This is a genomic window from Pollutimonas thiosulfatoxidans (genome assembly GCF_004022565.1).
Classification (GTDB): Bacteria; Pseudomonadota; Gammaproteobacteria; order Burkholderiales; family Burkholderiaceae_B; genus Pusillimonas_D; species Pusillimonas_D thiosulfatoxidans.
Window position 1 is genome coordinate 427,509 of the sequence record NZ_CP022987.1, and the last position, 16,951, is coordinate 444,459.

Consider the following 16,951-nt stretch of genomic DNA (forward strand, 5'->3'; position numbering starts at 1 on the left):
CTATGAATTCAACAAGTCTTTATCTACTGATCGCACTGGCACCCCTGGTTGCAGCCCTGGTTGCCGGCCTGTTCGGCACCGGCTTCCTGGGACGGTTTGTGGGGCGACGCGCCTCGCACCTGATCACCATCGCAGGCGTGCTGATTTCCTTCATTGGTTCGGTCGTCGTGCTGATGCAGGTGCTGAACGGCCAAACCTACGATGGCGCGCTTTATACCTGGAGCATCATCGGCACCACCAAGATCGAACTCGGTTTCCTGATCGATTCCCTGTCCGCACTGATGATGGTTGTGGTGACCTCGGTGTCTTTGATGGTGCACATCTACACCATAGGCTACATGGCCGACGACCCTGGCTACCAGCGCTTCTTCTCGTATATATCGCTGTTCACCTTCTCGATGCTGATGTTGGTCATGTCCAACAACATGCTTCAGCTGTTCTTCGGCTGGGAAGCAGTGGGACTGGTGTCTTATCTGCTGATCGGTTTCTGGTATCAGCGGCCTACCGCCATATTCGCCAACCTCAAGGCGTTCCTGGTCAACCGGGTGGGCGATTTTGGCTTCCTGCTCGGTATCGGCTTGTTGTTCGCCTATACCGGCAGCATGCACTACGCCGAAATATTTTCGCAGGCTGACGAACTGGCCGGCATGATCTTCCCCGGCACCGACTGGCAATTGCTGACGGTGGCATGTATTGCGCTTTTCGTTGGTGCGGCCGGCAAGTCGGCGCAGGTGCCGCTGCATACCTGGTTGCCCGACTCCATGGAAGGCCCCACACCTATTTCGGCCCTGATCCACGCGGCCACCATGGTGACTGCGGGTATTTTCATGGTCGCGCGCTTTTCTCCGGTGTTTGAGCAGTCGACCACAGTACTGTCGATCATGATCGTGATCGGGGCTATCGGCGCGCTGTTCCTTGGCATCCTGGGCATAGTCCAGACCGACATCAAGCGTGTCATTGCCTACTCTACGCTATCGCAGTTGGGCTATATGACGGTTGCGCTGGGCGCCTCTGCCTACTCGGTCGCTATCTTCCACCTGATGACGCACGCTTTCTTCAAGGCCTTGCTGTTCCTGGGCGCCGGTTCGGTCATTATCGGCATGCATCACGACCAGGACATCCGCAACATGGGTGGCTTGCGCAAGTACATGCCGATTACCTGGATCACTTTCCTGCTGGGTACCCTGGCATTGGTCGGCACGCCGTTCTTCGCCGGTTACTACTCCAAGGAACACATCATCGAGGCGGCCGGCGCCGCCAACGTGTGGGGTGCCAGCTTCGCCTATTACGCCACCTTGATCGGCGTGTTCGTGACCTCGCTGTACTCCTTCCGCGTGTATTTCCTGGTTTTCCACGGAAAACCACGCTTCAGCACCGAGGCCCATACAGGCCACGGGCATGATGATGATCACGGCCATCATGGCGGCGTGCCCAAGGAATCTCCCTGGGTGGTCACCTTGCCATTGGTATTGCTGGCCATTCCATCGGTCATCGCCGGCGCGTGGTTCGTTGATCCCTTGCTGTTTGACGGCTTCTTCGATGGGGTGATCGCCGTGCTGCCCGCGCACCCGGCCATGGCCGAGCTGGCTGGGCACTGGCATGACTGGGTCGCCTACGCATTGCATGGCTTTGTCACCTTGCCATTCTGGCTGGTGGTGGCTGGCTTTGTGGTCGCCTGGTACTGCTACTTGATCAACCCGCGTGTGCCTGCCGCCATACACAGCAGCTTGTCGGGCATCAACCGCATACTGGACAACAAGTATTACGCCGATTGGTTCAATGAGCAGGTCGTGGCGCGCGGCGCACGCGCGCTGGGCCACGGCTTCTGGAAGGCAGGTGATCGTGCCCTGATCGACGGCCTGGTCGTCAACGGCAGCGCCAAGGTCGTGGGCATGGTTGCGGCCCTTAGCCGGCATCTGCAATCCGGCTACATCTATCACTACGCCTTCGCGATGATCGTCGGGATCATGGCTTTATTAACCTTTTTTGTAGTGATGGCTCACTGATGGCTAGCGATATGGCGTCTTCTACTCTTCCCTGGTTAACGCTTGCGATTTTCGTTCCGATCGTTGCCGGACTCATCGTGCTGCTGGTTGGCCGCGACGATCGTCCAGGACTCACCCGCATGATTTCGCTGGTGGGCGCTGTGGTCGGGTTTCTGGTGACCTTGCCCTTGTATACGGGCTTTGACCCCACGACCGCCGACATGCAGTTTGTCGAGCTGGCCCCCTGGATAGAATCATTCGCCGTCAACTACCACCTGGGTATCGACGGGATCTCGATCTGGTTTGTCTTGCTGACCGCCTTCATCACGATTATTGTCGTGCTGGCTGGCTGGGAAGTCATCACCAGCCGTGTGTCGCAGTACATGGCCTCCTTCCTGATCCTGTCCGGATTGATGGTGGGTGTATTTGCCTCGCTGGACGGCATGTTGTTTTATGTGTTCTTCGAGGCCACGCTGATTCCGATGTATCTCATCATCGGTGTCTGGGGCGGTCCGAACCGGGTGTACGCAGCGTTCAAGTTCTTTTTGTATACCCTGATGGGTTCGCTGCTGACGCTTATTGCGTTCATCTACCTGTGGCACGTTGCCGACGGTTCGTTCGACATCCTGACCTGGCATCAGCTGAAGCTGGACTACACGCCGCAGATCCTGATTTTCCTAGCCTTGCTGGCGGCCTTCGCGGTCAAGGTGCCGATGTGGCCGGTGCATACGTGGTTGCCCGATGCCCACGTTGAAGCGCCCACGGGCGGGTCGGTCGTGCTGGCGGCCATCATGCTGAAGCTGGGCGCCTACGGCTTCCTGCGCTTCTCGCTGCCTATCGTGCCCGATGCCTCGCACAGCCTGGCCGGCATGATGATCGCGCTGTCGCTCATCGCTGTCATTTATATCGGCCTAGTCGCTATCGTTCAGGACGACATGAAAAAGCTGGTGGCGTATTCATCCGTTGCGCACATGGGTTTCGTTACCCTTGGCTTCTTCCTGTTCAACACGGCAGGCCTGGAAGGCGCGATCATCCAGATGATCTCCCACGGCTTCGTTTCAGGCGCCATGTTCCTGTGTATAGGCGTGTTGTACGACCGCATGCACACGCGGCGCATTGCCGACTACGGCGGCGTCATCAATGTGATGCCCCGGTTCGTCACGCTGTTTCTATTGTTCTCGATGGCCAACGCGGGCTTGCCGGCAACCAGTGGTTTCGTTGGCGAGTTCACGGTCATTATGGGCGCCGTCGAGTACAACTTCTGGATAGGAATGCTGACCGCTACGGCATTGATCCTGGGCGCCTCGTACTCCTTGTGGATGTTCAAGCGTGTTGCTTTAGGCGAGATTGCCAACGACCAGGTGCGTGGCATGTCGGATCTTGGCGGGCGCGAGTTCTTCATACTGGGCCTTTTGGCGATAGCTGTGCTCTACATGGGCATCTATCCAAAACCGTTTACAGATGTCATGCATGTGTCGGTGGAAGCCTTGCTGCAGCACGTCTCTATCTCGAAACTGTAGACCCGAAACATTATGCAAACTCCATTTAATTTCGCCCTGGCTACGCCCGAGATCCTGCTGCTGATACTTGCCGCGGCAGTGCTCCTGACCGACGCCTTCAGCAAGTCTGAATCGCGCCATCTGACTTTTTCGCTGAGCCTGGGCAGCTTGCTGATATTGACGGTCGTGTCGCTCTGGCAATGGGGCGCGGGCATGCAGGGCAACTCGTTCGGTGGCCTGTACGTCGTCGATCCGCTCTCTCACTTCCTGAAGGCACTGGCTTCTCTTACCGTTGCGGTCACCCTGGTCTATGGCCGTGGCTACGCGGAAGCGCGCGACATGATGAAAAATGGCGGCGAGTTTTATTCGCTTTCGCTGTTTGCCTTGCTCGGCCAGTACGTGATGATTTCCGCAGGCAGCATGCTTACGGTTTATCTTGGCCTGGAACTCATGTCCTTCGCCTTGTACGCGCTGGTAGCCTTGCGACGCGACGAGGTCAAGTCCACCGAAGCCGCCATGAAGTACTTCCTGCTCGGTTCGCTGGCTTCCGCTGTGTTGCTGTACGGCATGTCCATGATCTACGGCGCTACCGGTCAGTTGGATCTGCGCCTCATCGCCCAGGTCATCGGCAGCGGCAACGCCGAGCGCCTGCCTCTGGTGTTTGGGGTGGTCTTCATTGTGGCTGGACTGGCTTTCAAGCTGGCCGCGGCGCCTTTCCACATGTGGACGCCCGATGTGTACGAAGGCTCGCCCACTGCCGTTACCTTGATTGTCGCCGCAGCGCCCAAGCTGGCTGCCTTCGTTATTACCCTGCGCCTGCTTATCGAAGGCTTGCACGGTATTGCGATCGACTGGCAGCCCATGCTCCTGATCCTGGCGGTCTTGTCGTTGGCCATCGGTAATATTGCCGCCATCGCGCAAACCAATTTCAAGCGCATGTTGGCATACTCGACCATTTCGCACATGGGCTTCGTATTCCTGGGTCTGCTGTCTGGCGTCGTCCAGGAGCAGACTTTGGCCGGCTCTGCTTATGGTTCGGCTTTGTTCTACATGATCATCTATGTGCTGACCACCCTGGTCACCTTCGGCTTGATTCTGCTGCTTAGCCGGGCCGGGTTCGAATGCGAAGAGATCTCCGACCTGAAGGGGCTGAATCGCCGCAGCCCCATCCTGGCGGGCATGCTGCTGCTTTCCATGTTCTCGCTCACCGGCATACCGCCCATGGCCGGTTTTTACGCAAAGCTGGCCGTGCTGCAGGCACTGATAGGTGCCGGTTACGTGGCCATTGCTGTCGTTGCCGTGCTGTTTTCCCTGATCGGTGCTTTCTACTATCTGCGTATCGTCAAGATGGCATACTTCGACGAGCCGGAAGGCGAGGTTTTCCCGATCAACAATGGCGCCGTCACGCATGGCCTGATGTCGGTGAATGGTCTGCTGATCATCGTGCTGGGTATTTTGCCTGGCGGCCTGATGGCGCTCTGCATACGGGTGATCGAAGACTCCTTGAAGTTCTGATCGATGAATCAGACTTTTGCAGTGTGGGTGGTAATTGGCCTGTCGTTGGTGACGGCCAATTTGCCCTTCGTGGTTCAACGGCCCTTCCTGGTATTGCCGTGGACCCAGGCCGGAGAAGCGCCCCAGCCTTTCTGGTTGCAATGGCCCATGTCGGCTCTGTTCTTCGCTCTGCTTGCCGGCGCCGGTTATTTGGCATGGGTGTTGATTGGCCAGGGGTTCTTCGTAGCGTCTGATCCGGCGTCGGTGGCGTTGTTTCTGGGCAAAGTGCTGTTTGTCATGGGCGCAGCAGCCTTGCTGCTGGCCTATCCGGGCTGGCGCAACCGTGGCCGCGTCATCAGTAAAACATTCCTGGATCGACTGCTGGAGCTACTGGCCTTTTACGGTCTGGTGGGCACCCTGGGTTTTGCCCTGGAAGCCAATGTGGGCAACACGTTCAGCCACACCTGGGAGTTCTACGCCGTTACGCTAAGCCTGTTCGTGGTGTTGGGCTATCCGGGCTTCGTGTATCGGTACTTGATGCGCCACCGGAAGCCTCGGGCGGCTGCATCACCATCAGCGCGGGGCTGACCAGCGGCACATTCCGCTCGCGCAGAGCTTTCAGTATCACGAACAGCAGGGCGCTGCGTACGCGGTAGGCGGCACGGGGCGAACTCACATAGCCCGTCGCGACAAAGATCAGGCCGTTCGGGTCCACGCCATCCAGCATGACGTCGGCGGCGGGTTCTTTGAGCACCTCTTCATTTGCCTCGAAGGCAGTCAGCATCAGGTCATGTATCTGCTCTGGCAGCACGGTCACGGGCAGCGTCAACCTGATCTGCACCCGACCCAGCGGTCCGGCGTGCGTGACATTGCGTACTATCTTGGTGATGAATTCGGAGTTGGGCACGATGACCGTGGATCGGTCTCCCATTTGGATCTCGGTTGCCCGGACATTGATGCGGCGTATGTCGCCTTCGACGGTGCCCAGCGAGACCCAGTCGCCAACGCGCACGGGTCTTTCCGCCAGCAAGATCAAACCCGAGACGAAGTTCTGTACGACTGCTTGCAAACCAAAGCCTATGCCGACCGACAGGGCGCTGGCGATCCAGGCGACCCGTTCCAGCCCGATGCCGACTGCCGACAATGACAGGGCGATAACCAGGACGTAACCGGCGTAGCCGAACAGGGTGGCGGCAGACAGCCGCATACCCGGATCGAGGCTGGTAACGGGCAGGAACTGACGGGCCAGCCAGGTCTTGATGACTTTGACCAGACCCAGACCGAGCAGCAGCACGACGGTGGCCAAGCCTACTGCGGTCGGGCGTATATTGAGTTCGCCGATGGCGATACCCTGATACAGCGCATCCAGGCGCTGCACCCAGGCCGCTGGACCATCACCGAAAGGCGCGGCAAGCAACACTATGGCCAGCAACATGATGACTGCCCTGGCCAGCCCGGACAGCACGACTGTCGCCTGGCCCCGCACCCGCGTCATCGTCCGCGTGTAGTTGTCATCATCGGCGCTGCGGCGTATGGCGGCGAGGATGACGTGGCATGCGTCGTCTATCAGTCCGTTCAGCAGGTAGGCCACCGCAATCACAATGCCCACCCATGCGGCTTGTTTGATGATGAAGCTGCCCAGGGCGATATAGCCGATCAGCAAACAAGCGACACTGGCAAAAATGGCGATCCAGATCGAGATTCGGAAGAAGCCATAAGTGACACCCGCTGGGGCGGCTTCCCCCGAGGTGTCCGCCAAGGCCTCGCGTCGCAGGCCTTGCACGCGGTAAGTTGCCAGTGCCAGTGTGAGGCTCAAGGCCAGCGCCACCGCACAATTCTGCGCGACAGTGGCAAATAAACTGGCGTTAAGTATGGCGGCCAGTCGCTGCGTAACCCAGCCTGTGACCAGAATGATGGCCAGCACTGTGGGAAACCATCTTAGCCCTCTGGCAACGCTGTCCGTTAGCGGTAGCAGTCGCCAAGTAGGCCGGTTCCACGACAGCAGGGCCCTGCCCAGCCCGGCCACGAATCCGCCAAAATACACAGCGCCTACGCTCTGCGACAGAAGTTCCACCATATTCGCGGACAATTCCACCTTCCAGCCCAGCGTTTGCCGCAGCACTTCCGCTATCAGGCCGGGCGCCAAGGTAGCCAATACCAGTTGGGCGCAGGCGTACAGCGAGCGTCGCAGCCTGCCCGGGGCCACCCGCGTCGTGGTCAGTTGGAGCAGCAGCCGGCCGGCCACTACCCGCAAGACGAGGACGGCCAGGATGGCCAGCAGAGCGCCGGTCCACGCTGCGCTGCCGGCTGCGGCGGCCGCCCTGGAAAGCTCTTCGTGCAGAGGTCTGGCGCTACGCAAATCTTCAGGCAACTGCGAACGCAGATCGCTCCAGAAGTGATCGTCCAGTATGGAAGTGGTGCGCACACCCAATTCCGCCTGGAACAGCGAGCGCCGCAATTTCAGTATCTGATCGCTGGCCTGGCCCGCCTCCAGGGAGATCAGCCGGGCAAGCTTGATCTGGGCGTCCAGTTTTGTGCTGGCTTTGTTCAGTTCCGCACGTTGCAGCGCAATGTCCGGTGCCTCCTTGGCACCCTCCACGGGTTGTCCCAACTGTGCCACGCGCTCTTGGACGCTGACCAACTGCGGCTCCAGCGCTTTGGCGATGGCCTGCGCTTCTTCCTGCGCCTCCAAAGCCGTCTCGCGCAAGGCCACAAGGTCGGCATCAATCAGCGGTTTGTCGGGAGCAGCCTTGAGATCCTTCTGGACATCATCGATCTGGGCGCGGGCGGCATCCAGCGATTTGTCTACGTCCGCCAGCGCCTTGTCCTGCGCATACGCGGTGGTTGTCACGCTGGCCAGGGCAAGCAGTAGCGTCAGTAACAGGCACCGTACCGCGATCGATAGTGTGGAAAAAAAATGGGAGGAGTGGGTCGGCATGAAAACCGTGAGTACGGACAGGAAGCCAAACGAACATCATAAACGCCGGCGATGCGATTAGGTAGAATTGCGGCTGGTTCTCAACATTGGTCACTGCGTTTACTTCATGACTCATCTTATTGTTCAAGCCCCCAATCTTGTTTCATCCAATATCGAGAAGTTGGCGGCGATAGCCTGCGCCGACGGCGTTCAGGAGTTGGGTCCGACCGCTGTTCGGCTTTTGGAGGTGGATGACGGCACCCGCGCGGAGGTGAGCGCCTGCTGTGAAGCTCTCGGTATGGACTATGCCTTTCTGGACCACATTACGCGACTGCGCGATTGCCGCATACTGGCCATGGACATGGATTCAACCCTCATTAATATCGAGTGCATCGACGAGATCGCCGACATGGCGGGCCGCAAGGCTGAAGTGGCCGCCATCACTGAAGCCGCCATGCGCGGAGAGATCACCGACTTTGCGGAAAGCCTGACCCGGCGCGTGGCCTTGCTTGAGGGCGTACCCGCCTCGGCGCTGGACGATGTTTATGGGACCAGGCTGCAATTGAACCCAGGCGCCCAGAAGTTGATCTCCACGGCCAAGCTGCATGGCGTCAAGACCTTGCTGGTCTCGGGCGGCTTTACCTTCTTTACGGGTAAGCTCAAAGAGCGCCTGGGGTTGGACGCCTGCCACGCCAACGACCTGGAGGTGGTCGATGGCAAATTGACAGGCAGGGTGCTGGGCGACATTCTGGACGCCGACGGGAAGGCCGCACGCTTGAAGGAACTGGCCACCGAACTGGGCGCAGCGCCCGAACAGATCATCGCGGTAGGCGACGGTGCCAATGACCTCAAGATGATGGCCCTGGCGCATTTCTCGGTTGCCTATCGGGCCAAGCCTGTCGTGCAGCAGCAGGCGCGCTTTGCGCTTAACGTCAGCCCATTGGACGCCATTTTGAACTGGTTCCGGCTTAGTCATTAAGCTGGTCGGACGACTAGACCAGAGCGCGCAGCACGTCCTTTACGGCGTCGATACGGGCGGCTACTTGCTGACCTTGCTTGATCTCCACTTTCAGCTTGTCTTGCCCGAACAAGCGCACGTCGCGCCGTTTCTGGATAAGCTCGATGATTCTCATGGGCTCTACATTGGGCTTGGCAGAGAAATGGATGGACGCCTGCGACTCGTTGGCGTCGATCTTTACTATCCCCAGCGGCTCGGCGCTCAGGCGCAGGCGGTGCGTGGCCAGTAAAGTCTGAGCGGCTTCCGGCAGCTTTCCGTAGCGGTCTATCAGCTCTTCCTGGATCATGATCAGGTCGTCTTCATTTTTGGCATGAGACAGTTTCTTGTACAGGCCCAGGCGGGCATGAACGTCCGGACAATAATCTGAGGGCAGCAGCGCGGACGCGTGCAGATTGACTTCGCACAAGGCCGAGAAAGGTGAATCCAGATCGGGCTCTTCACCTGACTTCAGCGCGCGCACCGCCTCGTTGAGCATCTCCGAATACATCGAGAAACCGATCTCGTGGATATTCCCGGACTGCGATTCTCCCAGAACCTCGCCAGTGCCGCGTATCTCCAGGTCGTGCATGGCCAGGAAGAACCCGGCGCCCAACTCCTCCATGGCCTGGATGGCTTCCAGGCGCTTCTTGGCGTTGGACGTCATGGCATCCTCGCCCGGGGTCAGCAGATAGGCATAGGCCTGGTGATGCGAGCGACCCACACGGCCGCGCAATTGATGCAACTGCGCCAGTCCCAGCCTATCGGCCCGGTGGATCACAATAGTGTTGGCCGTCGGCACGTCGATGCCGGTCTCAATGATGGTGGTGCACAACAGCACGTTATAGCGCTGCTGGTAGAAGCCCTTCATGACTTCTTCCAATTGGCGTTCGGGCATTTGGCCATGCGCTACCGCAATGCGCGCCTCGGGAACCAGTTCTTCCAGTCGCGCACGCCGATTCTGTATGGTGTCCACTTCGTTATGCAGGAAGTACACTTGGCCGCCACGCTTGAGCTCGCGCAGCAATGCCTCGCGGATGGTGCTGCCATCTTCACGCCGCACAAAGGTCTTGATGGCCAGCCGTTTTTGAGGCGCAGTGGCGATCACCGAGAAGTCCCGGATGCCTTCCAGCGACATGCCCAGCGTACGGGGTATGGGCGTGGCCGTCAGGGTCAACACGTCCACCTCGGCACGCAGCGCTTTCAGGGCCTCTTTCTGACGTACGCCGAAACGATGTTCTTCGTCGATGATGACCAGACCCAGGCGTTTGAATTTCACGTCCTTGGACAGGATCTTGTGGGTGCCAATGACAATGTCCACGGTGCCCTGGTTCAGGCCTTCGACCGCGGCAGTCACTTCCTTGCCGGAACGGAAGCGTGATAGCTCTACGATGCGCACTGGCCAGTCCGCGAAGCGATCTGAAAACGTCTGCGCATGCTGCTCGGCCAGCAGCGTGGTGGGGCAAAGCAGGGCAACCTGCTTGCCATTCATCACTGCCAGGAAGGCGGCGCGCAAGGCGACTTCGGTCTTCCCGAAACCTACGTCGCCGCACACGAGGCGGTCCATCGGCCGTCCGGAGGTCATATCGTCGATGACGGCTTCAATGGCGGCCGCCTGGTCGGGCGTTTCTTCGAAGCCAAAGCCTTCGGCGAACGCCTGGTAATCATTGACCGGCAGTTTGAATCGGTGGCCCTCACGGGCGGCCCGCTGTGCGTAAAGGGCAAGCAGTTCGGCCGCAGCGTCGCGTACCTGCCGCGCCGCCTTGCGGCGCGCCTTGTCCCATTGGCCGGAACCGAGCTGGTGCAGCGGGGCGCTTTCGGGATCGGCGCCGCTGTAGCGGGCAATCACGTGCAACTGGGATACGGGTACGTATAAGGTACTGGCGTTGGCGTACTCCAGGTGCAGGAATTCCATCAGCCCTTCGCCCAGGTCCATCTCGACCAATCCGCAGTACCGGCCTATGCCGTGCTGCGCGTGGACGACGGGATCGCCTGCCCGCAGCTCGGACAAATCCCGCACCATGGCGGCCACGTCGCTGATGGCTTCCTGGCCACGCCGTCCGCGACGTACTGTCCGAGCCTGGCTAGGGTACAGGTCGTTTTCTGTTAACAGTGTGAGGTCTTGGGATACGACGGCAAAGCCGTTGGACAGGGGTGCCACGACCAGCGCAAATCGACTGTCGGACAGCAAGAAGTCTTGCAAGGTTTCACAACCGCTGTCTGGTGCGATCTGGAACTCCGCCAGCATCTGCACCAGGGTTTCGCGCCGGCCGGCCGAGTCCGCGCATAGGGCGATTCTGCCTTCAGGACGCATCAGCAGCGCCCGCAGGTTGGCCAGCGGGTCGTCGGCGCGTCGCGCGACGGCCACATTGGGCGCGGGCTCGAAGTCCGGGTGAACCTCGCCCTCGGTCAGCGACAGCCTTGCGAAACCCTTTAGCCCCGCGAATAATGCTTGCTCATCCAGAAACAGTTGGGAAGGCGGCAAGACCGGCCGTTCGCGATCGCTTTTCAGGAACTGATAGCGGCTGTGAGTATCTTGCGCAAATCCCTGTATGGCCTGACTGACGTCGCCCAGGGTGACCATGGCGGACTGCTTGGGCAGATAGTCGAACAAGGTGGCGGTCTGCTCGAAGAACAGCGGCAGGTAATACTCCACCCCCGCAAAGGCAATGCCGTTGCCTATGTCCTTGTAGGGCAGGGCGCGCGAAGGATCCCCCTCGAAGATCTCACGGAAGCGCGCCCTGAATTGCGTGCGCGCCTCCTCGTCCATGGGGAACTCGCGGCCTGGCAGTAGCTGTACTTCCTTGACCGGATAGAGGCTGCGCTGGGTGTCGATGTCGAAACTGCGTATGGACTCGATCTCGTTGTCGAACAGGTCCAGGCGATAGGGCAGTACCGAGCCCATGGGGAAAAGGTCTATCAAGCCACCACGTATGCAGAACTCCCCGGGGGCCGTCACCTGGGTGACGTGCGTGTAGTTGGCGAGCGTGAGCTGCCTGCGCAGGCCTTCCTCGTCCAGCGCGTCACCCTGCTTGAACGAGAAGGTATAAGCCGCCAGGAAGGCCGGCGGTGCCAGGCGGTACAGGGCGGTCGTTACCGGCACGGTGAGGATGTCAACGCCTTCCTGCATCAAGGCGTGCAAGCTGCGCAGGCGTTCCGAAATGAGGTCCTGGTGCGGCGAGAAGCTGTCATAGGGCAGAGTCTCCCAATCAGGCAGTTGCCTGACGCGTAAATCTGGCGCGAACAGCAATACCTCTTCTGCCAGGCGCTGCGCGGTAAGGGGGTCCGCACACAGCGCGACCAAGGGTCGGCCCGATGTGCGCGCCAAGTCGGCCAGCCACCATGCATCGCCCGAGCCGGGCGGCCTGGGTTGTGCATGCCGCTGCCCCGGCTTCAGCGCATTTAGCACATTTTCAGTGGAGGGAAGGGACGAAGGGAGGGTTGTTTCTGTGGCCATGTAGGGCGTCATTATAAAATGGCTTTCTTATGCACAAGAAACTGATTGCAATTGTCCCGGCAGCCGGCGTCGGCGCCCGCGCCCAGGACGACCCGAGCAGCGCGATCCTGCCCAAGCAATACCGCTTGCTGAAGGGTCAGCCCATGCTGCGCTGGGCCGTTCAGGCCTTGCTGGCCGACAGCCGCATCGACGAGGTGCGCGTCGCCGTGGCGCCCGACGACCCTTGGGCCGCCCAGGCCCTTGCCGGCCTGCCGCGAACCTTCTGGCGGCCCTGTGGTGGCCCCACGCGAGCCGATACGGTTGCGGCCGCGCTGCGCGACGCCGGGCTGGACGCCGACGACTGGGTGCTGGTGCACGATGCCGCGCGTCCCGGTTTGCCGGCTTCTGCATTGGCGCGCCTGATCGACCTGTGCCTGGAGAAATCCGCCGGTGGCTTGCTGGCACAGCCGGTGGCCGACACGGTCAAGCGCTCGGCCGGCGATGATACCGTGGCGTGCTCGGTATCGCGCAGCCAGCTCTGGCTTGCCCAGACGCCGCAGATGTTTCCGGCCGGCGCACTCCTGCAGGCGCTGGAGGCGGCCGCCGGAATAGCCGCCGACATCACCGACGAGGCATCGGCCATGGAGCTGGCCGGCCATGCGCCGCATCTGGTCGCCGGCTCAGCGAGAAATTTCAAGGTAACCTGGCCCGAAGATTTCGATCTGATGGACAGGTGGTTATAGCCGGGCAGGCGCAGCGCGCCCATTACATGAATCGTGGAGCAAAGATGAATTTTCCCTTTCGAATCGGACAGGGCTTTGATGTACACGCGCTGGTGGAAGGCCGGCCCTTGATCATCGGCGGGGTCACGCTGCCCCATACTCATGGGCTGCTCGGCCATTCCGATGCCGATGTGCTGCTGCACGCTGTCACGGACGCGCTGTTGGGTGCCGCCGGGCTGGGCGATATCGGCAGGCATTTTCCCGATACCGACCCGGCCTATAAAGGTGCAGACAGCCGCGTGTTGTTACGTGCTGCCATGCAGAAGGTCGCCGATGCGGGCTGGGTGGTCGTGAACATTGACGCCACCGTGCATGCCCAGGCGCCCAAGATAGGTCCCCACGCGCCAGCCATGGTGACCAATATCGCTGCTGACCTGGGCATGGCGCCCGATCGCATCAACATCAAGGCCAAGACCAGCGAGGGATTGGGCTATGTGGGCCGCAAGGAAGGCATAGCGGCCACGGTGGTGGCGCTACTTGCCCTCGGCGACCAGCACCTGTGAAGCGGCATTGACCACCGACGCAATGCGTCCGGTGTCGCGCAATTGTTCTGATGTGTAGCCTGCCTTTTTCAGGTTGTCGTAGTGCGAATGCACGCAGTGTGGGCATTTGCCGACGATAGAGGCCGCCAGGGCAAAGAGTTCGAACCGGTTTGCTTCGATGCCGCCATGAGTGGCATAGGCATTCATGCGCAATTGCGCCGGCAGGGTCTTCAACTGTGCATCGCCCGCCATGTCCAGATACGGGTAGTACGTGTTGTTCATGCCCATGAGCGATGCCGCCGTCAGTACACCGGCGGCATCGGTTTCCGACAAGCCCGAACGAAAGGCCTGGATCAGCGTGGGGCTGCGCGCCGCGTAGGCGGCCGCCAGCGCGACCCCCACCGCGTCTTCCGCCTTCAAGGACGAACGCGCGATGGTGCCGTCCAGGTTAAGGCGGATGTCTTTGGCCCAATCGGGTATCAAGGCCTTGATGGCCGATAGAAACTCCATGCCCGAGCCTTACAGCGTGTCGCCACCGACAGAGCGGTTGCAAGGGCAAAGCTCATCGGTCTGCAAGCCGTCCAGTACACGCAGGATCTCTTCGGGGTTGCGCCCTACGTTCAAGTTGTTGACCGACACATGTTGGATGACATTGTCCGGGTCAACGATAAAAGTCGCGCGTAGTGCCACGCCCTCGGATTTTTCCCGTATGCCCAGTTGGTCGACCAAGGCGCCCGTGGTGTCGCCAAACTGATAATGGGCCAGCTTGTTCAACTCTGGGTTTTCGCGTCGCCATGCCAGTTTGACGAACTCGTTGTCCACCGAGCCGGCCATCAGGATCGCGTCGCGGTCTTCGAAGTCCTGCACCAGGTTATTGAAGCCGACGATCTCGGTCGGGCAGACGAAGGTGAAGTCTTTGGGATAAAAATAAATAATTTTCCATTTGCCTGGAAACGAGCTTTCGGTAATGTCTTCGAAAGCAGAAACGCCATTTTCTTCGTGGTGATTGAAGCCAGGTTTGACGCCGGCCACTTTAAAGGCTTCGAGTTTATCGCCTACGGTTTTCATGAACTAAGCTCCTGAAGTCGTTCTATACAAGCTGGTGGACTTGACGTCCAGACATGAAATTCCACGCTTTAAACTTGCGTGTCCAATTGATGGTTCCTGATTCTAACCTTGGGGATTTCTATACGGGCAATCAGGCCGCCGGGTGGCTCGGATATCAATTCGAGCTGGCCGCCGACATGGCCGAGCAATCGCTCCACAATGGCCAGACCCAGGCCGGCGCCGCTGACACCGGTGCGGGCGGATTCGCCTCGCGAGAAGGGGCGCAGCAAGCGCTGTACATCCGTAGGGGCAATTCCTGTGCCTTGGTCGCGTACTTCGATGGCCAGGATATTGCCTTGCTGCCTGGCACTCAGTCTGATGCGGGCACGTCCGTCGCCTGGCGTACGACCATAGCGCCTTGCGTTCTCGATCAGATTGCCGACTACGCGCTTCAAGTCGTGAGCGCTGATCTTGGCGTACAGATTGGGCTCGATATCAGCTGTCAGCTCGCCATCCTGCGCCTCGGTATGCGAGCGCTCGCGCTCGTACAACTCTCGAAGGGCTGCTGACACGTCTATGCCTTGCTCGGGCACTGCGCCTGCCGGCCGGGCATATTCCATCAGTTGGCCGATACTGTGGTCGATCTGACCCAGGTCTTCATCGATGGCTTGTCGTGCTTCCTCGGTGACCTGGCTCATCTCGATCTCGAGCCGCATGCGGGCCAAGGGCGTGCGCAGGTCATGTGAGATGCCGGCCAGCATGATCTCTCGATCTGCCTCGGTTTGGCGGATGTCGCGCGCCATGCGGTTGAAGGCGATGTTCATGTCGCGAATCTCGGCGGGGCCTTTCTCGGGCAGCGGCGAGGGCATTTCGCCTCGTGCCAATTGCTGGGCGACCTTGGCCAGTTGCGCCAGCGGCCGGTTGACAAAGCGTGCGCTGACTGCGGCGCCCAGCAGGGCCAGCAACAAGGCGGTTGCGCCCCATCCAAACCACTCCACGCCCGCCGTCAGACCCAATTGCTCGCGGTCGAATACCAACCAGTACTGGTCAGTGTTGATCTCGAAACTGACCCAGATGCCTGGTGTCTGGTTCACCATCCACATGACCTGGGTGTCCGGACCCAGACGCTCCTTGATCTCGGTCGCCACGTGGTTCCAGTAGTTGGAGTTGGGCAGGGGATCGAGCACGTCGGATTCTTCCCGGGGTTGCACCCGCAAACTTTCCTTGGTGGCCAGGTCAAGCAGCAGGGCGGGGCGCACGCTGGTCGGCGCATAGACCAGCGCCGAGCGCGTAATACTGACCGCCGTGGTGACCCGCTGCGCCATCTGTGCGGCACGCGGGCCTTCTTCCATACTGAAAAATACCTGTAGCCACGCGCCCAGGCTGACCAGCATCAGGCCCGCCAGCAGCAAGAATGAGCGGCTGAACAGCCCCAGGCGGAACCGTGATGTGCCCATGGCCCATTGTTTCTGCGGAGGTGCCATGATGGCCGGCTAGGTCATCATGGGTAGGCTAGTGGCCACCGTCGGGCACGAACACGTAGCCCAGGCCCCAGACGGTCTGGATGAATACCGGTTTGGACGGATTGGGCTCGACCAATTTGCGCAGACGCGAAATCTGTACGTCCAGGCTACGGTCGAAGGCTTCGTATTCTCGGCCGCGGGCAAGCTCCATGAGTTTGTCGCGAGATAGCGGGATCTTGGGGTGGCGGGCAAAAACCTTCAGCACGGAAAATTCGCCGGTGGTGATCGGCACTTGCTCGTTGTTGCGCGTAAGCGTGCGAGTGGAAAGATTCAGCACATAAGGGCCGAATTCAATGGATTCGTTTTCCTGGCTGGGAGCGCCTGGGTGCTCTTCAGTGCCTCGGCGGCGCAGAATGGCGTTGACGCGTGCGAGAAGCTCGCGCGGGTTGAAGGGTTTGGACAGATAGTCGTCGGCGCCCATTTCCAGCCCAACAATGCGGTCGATTTCTTCGGCCTTGGCTGTCAGGATAATGATGGGTGTGTTGTCGTGCCCGCCGCGCAAGCGCCGGCAGATCGACAGGCCGTCTTCGCCTGGCAGCATCAGGTCGAGCACCAGCAAGTCGAAGTGCTCGCGTTGCCATAGCTTGCCCATTTCCTTGGCGTCTTCGGCGACGAAGACGTTGAAGCCCTGTTCCGAGAGGTATCGGCGCAGTAAATCACGCAAACGGGGATCGTCGTCGACGACGAGGATTTTGCGGGATAGGGATTGATTTTGTGTGTTCATGAGGAAAATGTAACAGGGGAGAGTTAGCCCGTACAGGGTCCGTAGCAACAAATTACATTTTAAGCTTT

At 60.0% G+C, this 16,951-nt stretch carries 13 protein-coding genes; 7 read left to right on the forward strand and 6 right to left on the reverse strand.

Going from position 1 to position 16,951, the window contains the following annotated elements:
* Positions 1-2: 2 nt before the first annotated feature.
* Genes nuoL through CKA81_RS17585 form a run of 4 tightly spaced genes read left to right on the forward strand, consistent with a single transcriptional unit; the run spans position 3 to position 5,566 of the window.
* Positions 3-2,006 (forward strand): NADH-quinone oxidoreductase subunit L, encoded by a 2,004-nt coding sequence (gene nuoL / locus CKA81_RS02070; RefSeq protein WP_128353814.1) that lies wholly within the window; start codon positions 3-5, stop codon positions 2,004-2,006.
* A complete protein-coding gene (locus tag CKA81_RS02075) occupies positions 2,003-3,505 on the forward strand; it encodes an NADH-quinone oxidoreductase subunit M (protein WP_128353815.1) in 1,503 nt (500 codons plus the stop codon). Before nuoL ends, CKA81_RS02075 begins: the two co-directional genes overlap by 4 nt.
* Before the next feature lie 12 nt (positions 3,506-3,517).
* Positions 3,518-4,999, forward strand: coding sequence for an NADH-quinone oxidoreductase subunit NuoN (gene nuoN, locus CKA81_RS02080; protein ID WP_128353816.1), 1,482 nt, complete (start codon positions 3,518-3,520; stop codon positions 4,997-4,999).
* Between the two features lie 3 nt (positions 5,000-5,002).
* A complete protein-coding gene (locus CKA81_RS17585; RefSeq protein ID WP_228255765.1) occupies positions 5,003-5,566 on the forward strand; it encodes a DUF2818 family protein in 564 nt (187 codons plus the stop codon).
* Here the strand turns inward: CKA81_RS17585 and CKA81_RS02095 are convergent.
* Entirely contained in the window at positions 5,460-7,916 is a 2,457-nt protein-coding gene (locus CKA81_RS02095; protein WP_128353817.1) for a DUF3772 domain-containing protein, read from the reverse strand. The genes CKA81_RS17585 and CKA81_RS02095 overlap by 107 nt on opposite strands.
* A gap of 106 nt (positions 7,917-8,022) precedes the next feature.
* Here CKA81_RS02095 and serB point away from each other — a divergent pair, with 106 nt between their 5' ends.
* Positions 8,023-8,874, forward strand: coding sequence for a phosphoserine phosphatase SerB (gene serB / locus CKA81_RS02100; protein WP_128353818.1), 852 nt, complete (start codon positions 8,023-8,025; stop codon positions 8,872-8,874).
* A gap of 13 nt (positions 8,875-8,887) precedes the next feature.
* On the opposite strand, the gene mfd is transcribed toward serB, so the two are convergent.
* Complete coding sequence (mfd, locus tag CKA81_RS02105) at positions 8,888-12,346, reverse strand: transcription-repair coupling factor (RefSeq protein ID WP_128353819.1); 3,459 nt, start codon at positions 12,344-12,346, stop codon at positions 8,888-8,890.
* Between the two features lie 29 nt (positions 12,347-12,375).
* On the opposite strand from mfd, the gene ispD reads away from it, so the two are divergent.
* Positions 12,376-13,068: a 2-C-methyl-D-erythritol 4-phosphate cytidylyltransferase gene (gene ispD / locus CKA81_RS02110; protein ID WP_128353820.1), complete on the forward strand. Its 693-nt coding sequence runs from the start codon at positions 12,376-12,378 to the stop codon at positions 13,066-13,068.
* Between the two features lie 44 nt (positions 13,069-13,112).
* Positions 13,113-13,610 (forward strand): 2-C-methyl-D-erythritol 2,4-cyclodiphosphate synthase, encoded by a 498-nt coding sequence (ispF, locus tag CKA81_RS02115; RefSeq protein ID WP_128353821.1) that lies wholly within the window; start codon positions 13,113-13,115, stop codon positions 13,608-13,610.
* On the opposite strand, the gene CKA81_RS02120 is transcribed toward ispF, so the two are convergent.
* The 4 genes from CKA81_RS02120 to ompR all read right to left on the reverse strand — a co-directional run bounded on the left by CKA81_RS02120 (position 13,581) and on the right by ompR (position 16,883).
* Entirely contained in the window at positions 13,581-14,099 is a 519-nt protein-coding gene (locus CKA81_RS02120; RefSeq protein ID WP_128353822.1) for a carboxymuconolactone decarboxylase family protein, read from the reverse strand. The two genes, ispF and CKA81_RS02120, sit on opposite strands and share 30 nt — an antisense overlap.
* Positions 14,100-14,108: 9 nt before the next feature.
* The gene (locus CKA81_RS02125) at positions 14,109-14,657 is read right to left on the reverse strand and encodes a peroxiredoxin (RefSeq protein WP_128353823.1); all 549 of its coding nucleotides are present in this window, start codon (positions 14,655-14,657) and stop codon (positions 14,109-14,111) included.
* A 68-nt stretch (positions 14,658-14,725) separates the two neighbouring features.
* A complete protein-coding gene (locus CKA81_RS02130; RefSeq protein ID WP_164878319.1) occupies positions 14,726-16,120 on the reverse strand; it encodes a sensor histidine kinase in 1,395 nt (464 codons plus the stop codon).
* 28 nt (positions 16,121-16,148) lie between these two features.
* Positions 16,149-16,883, reverse strand: a complete 735-nt coding sequence (gene ompR / locus CKA81_RS02135) for an osmolarity response regulator transcription factor OmpR (RefSeq protein ID WP_073106027.1) — start codon at positions 16,881-16,883, stop codon at positions 16,149-16,151.
* Positions 16,884-16,951 lie beyond the last annotated feature (68 nt).

Coding starts and splice junctions, on each gene's coding strand:
- nuoL (WP_128353814.1), top strand. CDS start 3: ATGAATTCAACAAGTCTTTATCTACTGATCGCACTGGCACCCCTGGTT.
- nuoN (WP_128353816.1), top strand. CDS start 3,518: ATGCAAACTCCATTTAATTTCGCCCTGGCTACGCCCGAGATCCTGCTG.
- CKA81_RS17585 (WP_228255765.1), top strand. CDS start 5,003: ATGAATCAGACTTTTGCAGTGTGGGTGGTAATTGGCCTGTCGTTGGTG.
- CKA81_RS02095 (WP_128353817.1), bottom strand. CDS start 7,916: ATGCCGACCCACTCCTCCCATTTTTTTTCCACACTATCGATCGCGGTA.
- serB (WP_128353818.1), top strand. CDS start 8,023: ATGACTCATCTTATTGTTCAAGCCCCCAATCTTGTTTCATCCAATATC.
- mfd (WP_128353819.1), bottom strand. CDS start 12,346: ATGGCCACAGAAACAACCCTCCCTTCGTCCCTTCCCTCCACTGAAAAT.
- ispD (WP_128353820.1), top strand. CDS start 12,376: ATGCACAAGAAACTGATTGCAATTGTCCCGGCAGCCGGCGTCGGCGCC.
- ispF (WP_128353821.1), top strand. CDS start 13,113: ATGAATTTTCCCTTTCGAATCGGACAGGGCTTTGATGTACACGCGCTG.
- CKA81_RS02120 (WP_128353822.1), bottom strand. CDS start 14,099: ATGGAGTTTCTATCGGCCATCAAGGCCTTGATACCCGATTGGGCCAAA.
- CKA81_RS02125 (WP_128353823.1), bottom strand. CDS start 14,657: ATGAAAACCGTAGGCGATAAACTCGAAGCCTTTAAAGTGGCCGGCGTC.
- CKA81_RS02130 (WP_164878319.1), bottom strand. CDS start 16,120: ATGGCACCTCCGCAGAAACAATGGGCCATGGGCACATCACGGTTCCGC.
- ompR (WP_073106027.1), bottom strand. CDS start 16,883: ATGAACACACAAAATCAATCCCTATCCCGCAAAATCCTCGTCGTCGAC.